7 protein-coding genes and 2 rRNA genes are annotated in these 13,386 nt (G+C 58.8%); 4 read left to right on the top strand and 5 right to left on the bottom strand.

Annotated features, from left to right (window positions below):
* Positions 1-191: 191 nt before the first annotated feature.
* The 3 genes from AC6I7Z_RS15210 (at position 192) to AC6I7Z_RS15200 (ending at position 4,926) form a co-directional block, all read left to right on the top strand.
* Positions 192-3,094 (top strand): 23S ribosomal RNA (locus AC6I7Z_RS15210).
* Positions 3,095-3,292: 198 nt separating this feature from the next.
* Positions 3,293-3,408, top strand: a 5S ribosomal RNA gene (gene rrf / locus AC6I7Z_RS15205).
* Positions 3,409-3,618: 210 nt separating this feature from the next.
* Entirely contained in the window at positions 3,619-4,926 is a 1,308-nt protein-coding gene (locus AC6I7Z_RS15200) for an MFS family transporter (RefSeq protein ID WP_497814830.1), read from the top strand.
* Between the two features lie 89 nt (positions 4,927-5,015).
* On the opposite strand, the gene pssA is transcribed toward AC6I7Z_RS15200, so the two are convergent.
* The 4 genes from pssA to trxC form a co-directional block, all read right to left on the bottom strand.
* Complete coding sequence (pssA, locus tag AC6I7Z_RS15195) at positions 5,016-6,371, bottom strand: CDP-diacylglycerol--serine O-phosphatidyltransferase (protein WP_497814829.1); 1,356 nt, start codon at positions 6,369-6,371, stop codon at positions 5,016-5,018.
* Between the two features lie 117 nt (positions 6,372-6,488).
* A complete protein-coding gene (locus tag AC6I7Z_RS15190; RefSeq protein ID WP_497814828.1) occupies positions 6,489-9,146 on the bottom strand; it encodes a bifunctional acetate--CoA ligase family protein/GNAT family N-acetyltransferase in 2,658 nt (885 codons plus the stop codon).
* A 109-nt stretch (positions 9,147-9,255) separates the two neighbouring features.
* A complete protein-coding gene (locus tag AC6I7Z_RS15185) occupies positions 9,256-9,954 on the bottom strand; it encodes a tRNA-uridine aminocarboxypropyltransferase (RefSeq protein ID WP_497814827.1) in 699 nt (232 codons plus the stop codon).
* Positions 9,955-10,057: 103 nt separating this feature from the next.
* Positions 10,058-10,477, bottom strand: coding sequence for a thioredoxin TrxC (gene trxC, locus AC6I7Z_RS15180; RefSeq protein ID WP_096073933.1), 420 nt, complete (start codon positions 10,475-10,477; stop codon positions 10,058-10,060).
* A 160-nt stretch (positions 10,478-10,637) separates the two neighbouring features.
* On the opposite strand from trxC, the gene AC6I7Z_RS15175 reads away from it, so the two are divergent.
* Positions 10,638-11,735 carry a tRNA/rRNA methyltransferase gene (locus AC6I7Z_RS15175; protein WP_497814826.1) on the top strand — a complete coding sequence of 366 codons (1,098 nt, stop codon included), beginning with the start codon at positions 10,638-10,640 and terminating at the stop codon, positions 11,733-11,735.
* Between the two features lie 106 nt (positions 11,736-11,841).
* On the opposite strand, the gene emrB is transcribed toward AC6I7Z_RS15175, so the two are convergent.
* Complete coding sequence (gene emrB, locus AC6I7Z_RS15170; protein WP_033754128.1) at positions 11,842-13,377, bottom strand: multidrug efflux MFS transporter permease subunit EmrB; 1,536 nt, start codon at positions 13,375-13,377, stop codon at positions 11,842-11,844.
* Positions 13,378-13,386 lie beyond the last annotated feature (9 nt).

Genomic DNA, 13,386 nt, shown 5'->3' with positions numbered 1-13,386 from the left:
TGTTTTCTGAAATACTTCAGAGCGTACCGGAAACGGTGGGCTGCGAAGTATTATGCTCTTTAACAATCCGGAACAAGCTGAAAATTGAAACGACGCGCGGCGTTATTCCCCCGTAACAGGGAATAAAGGCGGCGCGTTCGAGTCTCTCAATAATCACATCCGCGACGTCGCAAGACGCCTGTGGGTTGTGAGGTTAAGCGACTAAGCGTACACGGTGGATGCCCTGGCAGTCAGAGGCGATGAAGGACGTGCTAATCTGCGAAAAGCGCCGGCAAGGTGATATGAACCGCAACAGCCGGCGATGTCCGAATGGGGAAACCCAGTGTGTTTCGACACACTATCGCAACATGAATACATAGTGTTGCGAGGCGAACCGGGGGAACTGAAACATCTAAGTACCCCGAGGAAAAGAAATCAACCGAGATTCCCCCAGTAGCGGCGAGCGAACGGGGAGCAGCCCAGAGCCTGAATCAGCTTGTGTGTTAGTGGAAGCGTCTGGAAAGTCGCAGGGTACAGGGTGACACTCCCGTACACGAAAACACACATTCTGTGAGCTCGATGAGTAGGGCGGGACACGTGGTATCCTGTCTGAATATGGGGGGACCATCCTCCAAGGCTAAATACTCCTGACTGACCGATAGTGAACCAGTACCGTGAGGGAAAGGCGAAAAGAACCCCGGCGAGGGGAGTGAAACAGAACCTGAAACCGTGTACGTACAAGCAGTGGGAGCCTCTTTGTGGGGTGACTGCGTACCTTTTGTATAATGGGTCAGCGACTTATATTCTGTAGCAAGGTTAACCGTATAGGGGAGCCGCAGGGAAACCGAGTCTTAACTGGGCGTTAAGTTGCAGGGTATAGACCCGAAACCCGGTGATCTAGCCATGGGCAGGTTGAAGGTTGGGTAACACTAACTGGAGGACCGAACCGACTAATGTTGAAAAATTAGCGGATGACCTGTGGCTGGGGGTGAAAGGCCAATCAAACCGGGAGATAGCTGGTTCTCCCCGAAAGCTATTTAGGTAGCGCCTCGTGAACTCATCTCCGGGGGTAGAGCACTGTTTCGGCTAGGGGGCCATCCCGGCTTACCAACCCGATGCAAACTGCGAATACCGGAGAATGTTATCACGGGAGACACACGGCGGGTGCTAACGTCCGTCGTGAAGAGGGAAACAACCCAGACCGCCAGCTAAGGTCCCAAAGTCATGGTTAAGTGGGAAACGATGTGGGAAGGCCCAGACAGCCAGGATGTTGGCTTAGAAGCAGCCATCATTTAAAGAAAGCGTAATAGCTCACTGGTCGAGTCGGCCTGCGCGGAAGATGTAACGGGGCTAAACCATGCACCGAAGCTGCGGCAGCAGTAGCGATACTGTTGGGTAGGGGAGCGTTCTGTAAGCCGTTGAAGGTGTGCTGTGAGGCATGCTGGAGGTATCAGAAGTGCGAATGCTGACATAAGTAACGATAAAGCGGGTGAAAAGCCCGCTCGCCGGAAGACCAAGGGTTCCTGTCCAACGTTAATCGGGGCAGGGTGAGTCGACCCCTAAGGCGAGGCCGAAAGGCGTAGTCGATGGGAAACAGGTTAATATTCCTGTACTTGGTGTTGCTGCGAAGGGGGGACGGAGAAGGCTATGTTGGCCGGGCGACGGTTGTCCCGGTTTAAGCGTGTAGGCTGAGCATCCAGGCAAATCCGGATGCTTAAGGCTGAGGCGTGACGACGAGGCACTACGGTGCTGAAGCAACAAATGCCCTGCTTCCAGGAAAAGCCTCTAAGCTCCAGGCAACACGAAATCGTACCCCAAACCGACACAGGTGGTCAGGTAGAGAATACCAAGGCGCTTGAGAGAACTCGGGTGAAGGAACTAGGCAAAATGGTGCCGTAACTTCGGGAGAAGGCACGCTGGCGCGTAGGTGAAGGGACTTGCTCCCGGAGCCGAGGCCAGTCGAAGATACCAGCTGGCTGCAACTGTTTATTAAAAACACAGCACTGTGCAAACACGAAAGTGGACGTATACGGTGTGACGCCTGCCCGGTGCCGGAAGGTTAATTGATGGGGTTATCCGCAAGGAGAAGCTCTTGATCGAAGCCCCGGTAAACGGCGGCCGTAACTATAACGGTCCTAAGGTAGCGAAATTCCTTGTCGGGTAAGTTCCGACCTGCACGAATGGCGTAATGATGGCCAGGCTGTCTCCACCCGAGACTCAGTGAAATTGAAATCGCTGTGAAGATGCAGTGTACCCGCGGCAAGACGGAAAGACCCCGTGAACCTTTACTACAGCTTGACACTGAACACTGGTCCTTGATGTGTAGGATAGGTGGGAGGCTTTGAAGCGTGGACGCCAGTCTGCGTGGAGCCGTCCTTGAAATACCACCCTTTAATGGCTGGTGTTCTAACGTAGGCCCGTAATCCGGGCTGCGGACAGTGTCTGGTGGGTAGTTTGACTGGGGCGGTCTCCTCCCAAAGCGTAACGGAGGAGCACGAAGGTTGGCTAATCCTGGTCGGACATCAGGAGGTTAGTGCAATGGCATAAGCCAGCTTGACTGCGAGAGTGACGGCTCGAGCAGGTGCGAAAGCAGGTCATAGTGATCCGGTGGTTCTGAATGGAAGGGCCATCGCTCAACGGATAAAAGGTACTCCGGGGATAACAGGCTGATACCGCCCAAGAGTTCATATCGACGGCGGTGTTTGGCACCTCGATGTCGGCTCATCACATCCTGGGGCTGAAGTAGGTCCCAAGGGTACGGCTGTTCGCCGTTTAAAGTGGTACGCGAGCTGGGTTTAGAACGTCGTGAGACAGTTCGGTCCCTATCTGCCGTGGGCGCTGGAAAACTGAGGGGGGTTGCTCCTAGTACGAGAGGACCGGAGTGAACGCACCGCTGGTGTTCGGGTTGTCATGCCAATGGCACTGCCCGGTAGCTAAGTGCGGAAGAGATAAGTGCTGAAAGCATCTAAGCACGAAACTTGCCCCGAGATGAGTTTTCCCTGAGCACTTGATGCTCCTGAAGGGACGTTGAAGACGACGACGTTGATAGGCCGGGTGTGTAAGCGCAGCGATGCGTTGAGCTAACCGGTACTAATGACCCGTGAGGCTTAACCTTACAACGCCAGAGGCGTTTTGCGAGACGCGAGATTTTCAGCTTGTACCGGATAAAGAACTAGCGGGAACGAAAGATTTTGCGCTGAAGCAAGGCGGCAAGCGTGGTAAAGGAAGGAGCATACTGAGGTATGTGACTGACTTTACGAGAGCAGCCAACGCAGCAGCAGCGTAAAAGATTCGTTCCGAGCACAAGAATTTGCCTGGCGGCCTTAGCGCGGCGGTCCCACCTGACCCCATGCCGAACTCAGAAGTGAAACGCCGTAGCGCCGATGGTAGTGTGGGGCCTCCCCATGCGAGAGTAGGGAACTGCCAGGCATCCAACTGCGATAACCCTGACCTCACGGTCAGGGTTTTTTGCATTTTCAGACCTGCAAAAAAACACTTTCTCAGTTACACGCGTTACACCTAAACCTCTTGCGCATCACATTTACCGCAGCACAACAGCGATAACGTTTCGTTGTCCCGGATGAAATGCTTTACTCATTGTTTTAACGCTGCTTATCAGCAGGGAACTTGAGGTAAAGCATGGCAGAAATTAATTCGCGCTCATCCCGAACGGGGGCAGAAGAGCCAGGGATCAGCAAAAAACGCGTCTGGGCGATCGTCGGCGCATCGTCGGGTAATCTGGTCGAATGGTTCGACTTTTACGTCTACTCATTCTTCTCACTCTATTTTGCGCATATCTTCTTTCCCAAAGGCGATACCACCACGCAGCTGCTGCAAACCGCAGGGGTATTCGCCGCAGGGTTTTTGATGCGTCCCATTGGCGGCTGGCTATTTGGCTATATCGGCGATCGGCACGGACGTAAAAAGTCGATGCTTATTTCCGTATGCATGATGTGCTTCGGCTCGCTGGTCATCGCCTGCCTGCCTGGCTATGGCGCTATCGGCATCGCGGCCCCGGCGCTCCTGCTGCTGGCGCGCATGTTTCAGGGACTGTCGGTGGGCGGCGAATATGGCACCAGCGCAACCTATATGAGCGAGGTGGCGCTGGAAGGACGCAAAGGTTTTTACGCATCCTTTCAGTATGTGACGCTTATCGGCGGTCAGCTGCTGGCGGTGCTGACGGTGGTGGTGCTGCAGTTTATCCTCAGCGAAGAGGATCTGCGCAGCTGGGGCTGGCGCATCCCCTTTTTCCTCGGCGCGATCCTGGCGGTCGTCGCTCTCTGGCTGCGGCGATCGCTGCATGAAACCTCAGATAATCAGAGTCGCCATCATAAAGACGCCGGCAGCATTACCGGACTGCTGCGCAACCATACGCGCGCTTTCCTGATGGTGCTGGGTTTTACCGCAGGCGGCTCGCTGAGCTTCTACACCTTTACCACCTATATGCAAAAGTATCTGGTGAACACGGCGGGCATGGATGCGAAAAGCGCCAGCGGCCTGATGACCGCCGCGCTGCTGGTCTTTATGCTGATACAGCCGGTTATCGGCGCGCTGTCCGATAAAATTGGCCGTCGGGGTTCGATGCTTATTTTCGGCGCGGGCGCCGCTGTCTGCACCGTACCTATCCTCACGGCGCTGCAAAGCGTGCAAAGTCCGACTGTCGCCTTTTGCCTGATTATGCTGGCGCTGCTGATCACCAGCTTTTATACCGCCATCAGCGGCATCCTCAAGGCAGAGATGTTTCCGCCAGAAGTGCGCGCGCTTGGCGTCGGCTTATCCTATGCCGTAGCCAATGCGATTTTCGGCGGTTCGGCAGAGTATGTCGCGCTGCTGATGAAGCAGCAGGGCATCGAGACTACCTTCTTCTGGTATGTTTCGGCGATGGGCGCACTGGCGTTTCTGGTGTCGCTGCTGCTGCATAAGCGCGGCAAGGGCATCAAGCTGTAGAGGGGAGATGGCGCAGCCAGGCGGGCAGAAAACCAGCACCTTTGACAGAGAAGCGGTTGCCTGCGGCATTGAGTGCCGCAGGCAGCGCGTCAGAGAATACGGCTAATCAGACGGTCAATACGAATACGGCGCAGACGACGAATCAGCTTGCGCACCTTAGCTGGATAGTCGGAGATGCTTTCCAGATCGCGGAAATGCTTCACTACCTCAGTATGCGTGCGGATCAGCGCCAGCTCTTTTTCACGCTGCTCGGCGAGCTGCTGCAGCGGATCGTGGATCAGCACCGCATTTTCCAGATCGAGACGCCAGGCGCGCGGGTTGAGGTTATTGCCGGTGATCAGCATCCACTCATCATCGACCCAGATGCCTTTCAGGTGATAGCTGTTCTCGCCATCCTTCCACAGGCGTACCGCCAGCTGTCCGTTATCGACGTAATACTGGAGACGGCTCAGAAAGCGGCGCAGGTTAATCTCATAGAGATAGGGCAGCGCGCCAATGATTTTAAACGGCTGCTCAGGCGGAATGTAGAAGTCGTTGGCGGTTTTATCGCCGACGATAATCTCCACCTCTTTGCCCTCGCGCAGCAGATGAATAATGCTGCGCACCAGAATGGCCGGCAGGTTGAAGTAGGGCGTACAGATGGTGAGCTTCTGCTCGGTGCAGGGCATCAGGTGAAAAATGGTTTTGTTGAGCAGGCTGCGTTTGCCTAGTCCAACCAGCGGGGTCACGGTCAGCTCTTCGTTATGGCCATCGCCGGTGAACTGGTAGTTGAAGCCGCGCAGATCCTGGCGGAACTGGCGCGTCTCATTTTTGATTTCCGGGCTGGACGGACGCTCTTCGCGGTCGAGGCGGTTGACCGCTTCCGACTGCTTAAGGTTGACGTTAATCCACTCATACATGGTGTCGGCCAGCTGCGGATTGCGAATCAGCTGATAGCGGTCGTAGCGATACTTATCGTGCTGATGCAGGTAAACGTCGTTAATACTGGCGCCGCTGTAGAGCAGCGTATTGTCGATAATAAAGCCTTTCAGATGCAGCACGCCCAGCGCTTCGCGCGTATTGACCGGGATGCCGTAAACCGGGATGGCGATATCCGCATGCTGCGTCGCCATCTCACAATACCAGTCGGCATTGGTGACGCCGCGCGCTGCGCCGATGCGGCCGCGCTGGGCGCGGTGCCAGTCGACAAGAATGCTGACATCCAGCTCAGGACGCGCGCGCTTCGCCGCATAGAGCGCATCCATTACCGCGCGGCCAGCATCGTCGTTTTCCATGTAGAGCGCGACGATGCAGATACGGTGCTGCGCCGCTGCGATCTTTTCCAGCAGCGTGCGACGGAAGTCGGCTGGCGAGTAGAGCGTTGTCACGTCCGCAGGGGATTGTGACAGCTTCGGCAACTGTGCGAGGTGTTGTTGATGCTTATTGCGTTTGAATTTAGTCAGCATCGCAGTGCGCTTCTTCTCGTTTCATTGCATGGCCTTTTGCCATCAAATCAGGGTCATAACGGTAAATAATAACATCAACCTGGTGCGGTCGGCCATTTTTTACCTTTCTCTACAAGGTTAGCTGATGTCCCTGTGTAAGGGTAAATGAAGGCTGACGATACCTTCATCTAGCTGAACCTCTACCTCAAACCCCAGCTTGCGCGCCAGGGTAATCATGCCGCGGTTGTGCGGCATAGTGATCCCGTTGAGCTGCTGCAGGCCATGATCGCGGGTATAGCGGATCATTTTTTCCAGCAGCCGCCGTCCCATGCCGAGTCCTTTTAAATCGGATCGCACCAGCACGGAGAACTCGGCGTCGATATTATCGGCGTCGGAGATCGCACGCGTGACGCCAATAATCTCGCTGCTCTCCTGCTGCTGACGCACCGCGACGAAAGCCATTTCGCGGTCATAGTCGATCTGCGTCATATTGGCGAGATCCTCATGGGTGAACTCGTTGATCTCGCTGAAGTAACGGTAGTAGAGATCCTCTTTGGTGACCTGTGCGATAAAGGCGCGCAGCAGCGGCTCATCTTCCGGCAGGATAGGGCGGAACAAGCAGCTCTGCCCATCTTTCAGCGTCACTCGCTCTTCAAGCTGCTGCGGATAGGGGCGTATCGCCAGCCGCGCTTCGTTGTCGCCGCTGAACGGCGCCAGATCGAGGGTGACGTCCAGCAGGGTAAATTCACTGCCCGCCGCCAGCAGCGGATGGATATCGAGCCGCTGGATCTCCGGGCAGTCCACCACCAGGTTGGAGACCTGCACCAGCAGCTGGCTGAGCGCAGGAATATCCAGCGAATCGAGCCCGCCGCGGCTGCGGATCTTGCCGCTTTTGATCGCCTGAATCACCAGATAGCGCGCCAGCGTCATATTCAGCGGCGGCAGCGCCACCGCCGCCTGCTTGTCCGCCTGCCACTCTACGCCGCCTTCGCCCAGCAAAATTACCGGACCGAACAGCGCATCCTGCTGCACCACGACGCGCAGCTCCTGCGCCCCGGCGCGGTTCGCCATGCTCTGCACCAGCAGCCCTTCGATGCGCGCCTGCGGCAGCGTCTGCTTAACCCGATCGACGATCGCCTCGGCCGCCTGCTGCACTTCCGCAGCGTTGCGCAAATAGAGCATCACGCCCTGAACCTCTGATTTATGCGCGATATCGGGCGAGCGCAGCTTGAGCGCCACGGGATAGCCGATACGCTCGGCGATAGCGGCGGCATCCAGACTGTCGCTGGCAATCCAGGTCGGCAGCGTCGCCAGTCCATACGCCTGCAGCACCGGCTGCACCTCATGGGTGTCGAGCGTGGTGACGCCCTTCGCCAGCGCCTGCGACAAGAGCTGATGCGCCTGGGCGCTGTCCTGCCTCAGGCTGGCGGGCAGCGCCGGGGTTTCGCGCAGCTGTTTCTGGTTGCGGCGGTACTCCACCTGGTGCATAAACGCCGTGACCGTGCCTTCCGGGGTACGCCAGGTGGGAATGCCCGCCTGAGTAAAGGCGCGCCGCGCCGCCTGCGAGGAGAACTCGCCGCACCAGTTGGTCAGCAGCGTTACCTGCTTGCCGCGCGGATGGGCGGCAATAGCCTGAATCATCTGCTGCGCCGATTCGGTGGCGGGCGCCACCGCGCTGGGCGCATGGATAATCATTAGCGCATCAAGCTCGTGGCTGCCCAGCAGGATATTCAGGCAGTCGACATAGCGCTGCGACGTAGCGTCATCTTTCAGGTCGAGCGGATTGCCGCGTCCCACGCCTTCCGGCAGCAGCGCGGCCAGCGCCGCCAGCGTCTCTTCGCTCAGCACGGCGAGCTTGCCGTTGCGCGCATAGAGTTCATCCAGCGCCAGCGCGGCAGGCGCGGCGCCGTTGCTGACAATCATCAGCCTGTCGCCGCGCAGCGGGCGCATATGGCTGAGCGATTCTACGGCGGTGAAGAGTTCGTGAGTATCCTGCACTCGCAGCAGGCCGGCGCGCTGGATCGCCGCATCCCAGGCGGCGTCCAGCCCGCTGTGGGTGCCGAGCAGCGCCTGCGCCTGATGGCTGCGGCCGCTTTTGATCACCAGAATGGGTTTATTGCGCGAGGCGCTGCGCGAGGCGGAAACGAAGCGCCGCGCGTCGCTCAGGTGTTCCAGATAGAGCAGAATGGCGCTGGTTTTGCCGTCGCGCGCCAGAAAATCGAGCAGATCGTCAACGTCGGTATCCAGGCTGTCGCCCAGCGCGATAAACCAGGAGAAGCCCAGACTGCGCTGCTGCGCCCAGTCGAGGATCGTATTGGAGACCGCCGCCGACTGAGAGATAAAGGCGATGCGCCCTTTTTCTATCGGCACCGGCGAAAAGCTGGCGTTGAGTCCCTGCCAGGGCGCAAGCAGCCCAAGGCTGTTGGGGCCGAGCAGGCGAATCTGCCACTGCGCGGCGCAGCTTTTGAGTTCGTCCAGCTGGCTGGCGGGCGCGGAGAGGATAATACAGGCCTTGCACCCTTTTTCGCCCAGCTGCTGCAGCAGCTCGAGGTTGCGTTTCGCATGGGTGCAGATCACCGCCAGGTCGGGCGCGAACGGCAAACTGTCGATGGTGGGCCAGGCGAGCACGCCGCTGACGGCTTTATATTTGGGCGTCACCGGCAGCACCGGGCCGCTAAAACCGCCCGCCAGCAAATTGCGCATCATAAAGTGACCCGCGCGTCCCGGCCGGTCCGAGGCGCCGATCACCGCAATGGATTTAGGTCGTAACAGCGCTTCCAGTCCGCGTTGGCTCATCCCACCCTCCCGAAGTCGACTGGCATGATTGTAATCGCTTTTAACGCGCTTTGCCGGTTCAGCGATGGCAGGGTGAGAGCCGCGCCGGTATTTGCGCCGCGCCGGCGCGCTACAGGCTTTCGGCGATGAGGCTCTGATGGGCGGGATGATGCGGTTTGCCGGCCAGATAGGCGTGGCGGAAATGCTCGAAGTGCTGTCGCAGCGCCTGCGCCGCCGCCAGATCGCCCGCCTGCTCCAGCAGCGCCGCGGCCACTTCGGCGGTACAGTGCTGGCCTTCGCCATGGGCTTCGCGCAGGGTATAGCGCGACGGCGCGGTGACGTTGAGCGACATCACCGGCAGCGCATCGAGCCAGGGACTTTTGCGAAACATTTTGCGCGCTTCGGTCCAGGTGCCGTCGAGCATAATAAACAGCGGCGGCTTGCCGCTCAGCGGCGGCGCGGTGAGCACTTCGCGGCCGGGATCGGCATAAGAGGCGGGAAATACCACCATCGGCTGATAGTCGGGATGCGCGACGGCGCTAAGCAGCGCCGGGTCGGGCTCGGTGCGCGACCAGCCGAACGCCTCGGTCTGCGGCAGAATATCGGCAATCAGCCGCCCGGTGTTGCTGGGCTTCATCGGCTCGGTATCGAACATCACCAGGCAAAAGCGGCTGCGCGCGCTTTGCGGCGCAATAGTGGCGCACAGGCAGTTTTTTTGCGGCAGCAAACAGCGCTGGCAGCGCACGACGCGGTTGCCTCGGGCGAGAAAAGGGCGAGTGGCGCGGGCAAGGCGCTGCGCACGCAGGCGAAGAACGGCGTTATCAGTCATGGCTCAGGGAGAAAAGTAAAACGCTAGTGTAATCGAAGCGCGCGCGAAAAGAAAAAGGCCAGCGCGGCTGGCCTGAGAATGGGGAGAAAAGGCCCAGAGAGCCCTACAGCGATTCATCCAGCCATTCGTTGAAGGGCGCCTTCGGCATCGCGCCGTTCAGCATGTCCACCATCTCGCCCTTCTTAAAGATCATAATGGTCGGAATGCTGCGAATGCGAAAACGCGCGCTCAGCGAAGGTTCCGCTTCGGTGTTCACCTTGATAAAACGCACCTGGCCGCTGCGCTCCTGCGCCACCTCTTTAAACACCGGCGCGAAGTTAACGCAGGGGCCGCACCAGGGCGCCCAGAAATCGACCACTACCGGCAGATCGTCCTGCAGATATTTATCCAGCGTATCGGCGGTCGCGTTAGCGACTTCGCCATTAAACAGATCGCTGCCGCAGCGGCCGCATTTCGCTCCATCGGCGACGCGCTCGGGGGGAACGCGATTGGTTGCCTGACAGGAAGCACATACCGTATTCATAGTTACCTCAAAGGGTTTGCAGGTGCCAGTCTTGTAAATGTTCTCCATTATGAGAAGGTTGCGAACCGCCCTCAAACTGGATTGTCCAATAGGTTCAATAGTTGATAGCTAAGCGCTAATACATCAGGTAATCTGCGCGCTCTCAATGCAGGAGGAACAGATGAACGACGAATTTAAAGGCAAAAGTGGCAAGGTAAAAGTGATGTACGTGCGAGATGAGGGCGAGTCAGGCTCACGCGCGCCGAACCCGCGTACCGGTAAAGGGGGTGGCCGCCCAGCCCGTCAGGAAGATTCTCGTCGTTCTTCTGGCCCAGGCCGCCGCAGCGAAGAGGGCGGCAGCCGCAAGCCGCGCAGCGATGAAGGCAGCCGTCGTCCTCGCAGCAACGAAGGTAGCCGCAAACCGCGCAGCGACGAAGCCTTCTCGCCCTGGCGTACCGTGTCGCGTCCGCCGAGCGAGCGCGCCTCCGTAGAAGAGAAACAGCCGGAGCAGGGCGGCAAAGTCGCTATCGATCCGGAAGTGATCCGTCGCCAGCGTCAGGAAGAGACGCGCGTCTACGGCGAAAACGCCTGTCAGGCGCTGTTCCAGAGCCGCCCCGAAGCGATCGTGCGCGCCTGGTTCGTGCAGAGCGTAACGCCGCGTTTCCGCGAAGCGCTGCGCTGGCTGGCGGCGAACCGCAAAGCCTATCACGTCGTTGAGGATGCCGAGCTGGCGAAGGCCTCCGGCACCGAACACCACGGCGGCGTCTGCTTTATTATCAAAAAACGCATGGGCATGGCGGTCAGCGAGTGGCTGAGCCAGGCCGGTGAGAAAGATTGCGTGCTGGCGCTGGAAGATGTCAGCAACCCGCACAACCTGGGCGGAATTATGCGCAGCTGCGCGCATTTCGGCGTGAAAGGTTTGCTGGTGAACGACGCCTCGCTGCTGGAGTCGGGCGCGGCGGTGCGTACCGCTGAAGGCGGCGCAGAACACGTTCAGGCGATCAGCGGCGAAAGCTTTGCCGCCGGTCTGGAAGCGTTCCGCAAGGCGGGCTATACCATTGTTACCACCTCTAGCCATGAAGGCACGCCGCTGGCGAAAGCCGAGCTGCCGGCGAAGATGGTGCTGGTACTGGGGCAGGAGAGCGAAGGCCTGTCCGACAGCGCGTTCCAGCAGGGCGATATCAGCCTGTCGATTGGCGGCACCGGCAACGTCGAGAGTCTTAACGTCTCGGTGGCTACCGGCATACTGCTTGCCGAATGGTGGCGCCAGAACGCATAAAAAAACGGGCCGAAAGGCCCGTTTTTGTTTCTGTCCTTGTGGCGCTTTGCTCTTCTGCCTGTACCACCCACTTTGTCATGTCAGCGCTGTTTACCCACCTCTTAAATCAGTGCGCGCCGCCGCCGCCGCTGCCGGAACCAAACGGCGGGCGGGCAAACCAGATCAGCACCAGCAGAATCAAAAACACGCCGGCCGAGGCCCAGAAGATCTCGTTGGCGGAGATAATCAACCCCTGGTTGGTGATCTGCTGCGCGATATAGGCCGATGCCTGCTGATGGCTCATCCCCATGCCCTCCAGCTGCGTATACATCTGCTGCGCATTGGGGTTGTAGGGCGTAATCGACTCGGTAAAGGTGCTGTGGTGCATCGATTCCCGGTTAGTCCACATAGTGGTGGTAATCGAGGTGCCGATCGAGCCCGCCAGGGTACGCACGAAGTTCGACAGGCTCGACGCTGCCGCCAGCCGCTCGGGCGCCAGACCCGAAAGGGTAATGGTCGTGAGCGGCATAAAGAAGCAGGCGACCGCAAAGCCCTGGATAAACTGCGGCCAGGCCGACGCGCCAAAGTCCATCGAAGGTTCGAAGGTATAGGCGCGCCAGTAGAAGCAGACGGCGTACATGATAAAGCTGAAGGTCACCAGCCGTCGCATATCGAGCTTGTGGGCGAAACGGCCGATAATCGGCGACAGGATCACCGGAATAATCCCTACCGGCGCGGACGCCAGACCGGCCCAGGTCGCCGTGTAGCCGTATACCTCCTGCAACAATTGCGGCAGCAGCACGATCGAGCCGAAGTAGAGCATATAGGCCAGGCTGATAGAGAGGCAGCCGATGGTGAAGTTGCGCGACTTAAACAGCGCCAGATCGACAATCGGGTGATCGTCGGTTAGCTCCCACACCAGCAGCACCGCCAGCGACACCACGGCGACCACCGTCAGCACCACAATCTCGGTGGAGTTAAACCAGTCAAGCTCCTTACCGCGGTCCAGCATCACCTGCAGACAGCCGATGCCCACCACCAGCAGCACCAGACCCACCACGTCGATAGGGCGAACCTCGGTGCGGGTTTCGCGGCCGCGCAGCGTCTGCAGCGTCAGCATCACCACCACCGCGCCGATCGGCACGTTGATAAAGAAGATCCAGCCCCAGTGGTAGTTATCGCTGATCCAGCCGCCAAGAATCGGCCCGCAGATGGGCGCGACGATCACCGTCATCGCCCATAGCGAGAGGGCGATACTGCGCTTGGCGGGCGGATAGTTGCTGAGCAACAGGCTCTGGGAGAGCGGGATCAGCGGACCGGCCACCACGCCCTGCAGGACGCGGAAGAAAATCAGCATCTCCAGGCTTTCTGACATGCCGCACGCCCAGGAGGCGATAGCGAACAGAATGGTCGCCCAGGTAAAGAGCTTCACCTCGCCGACGCGCTTCGCCAGCCAGCCCGTAATCGGAATAGAGATGGCGTTCGCCACCCCAAACGAGGTAATGACCCATGTGCCCTGCGAGTTGGAGGCGCCCAGATTGCCTGCGATGGTCGGAATCGCCACGTTAGCGATGGTCGAATCCAGCACCTGCATAAAGGTCGCCAACGACAGCGCGATGGTCATCAGGACCAGCGGCGCGCCTTCTAGCGGTTTTTGTGCCATGACAGCCTC

The organism is Pantoea sp. X-Soil-MYKO-1289 (genome assembly GCF_059730625.1).
Note: the sequence above shows the minus strand (reverse complement) of the source record. Positions and strands in the feature narration are given on the sequence as shown.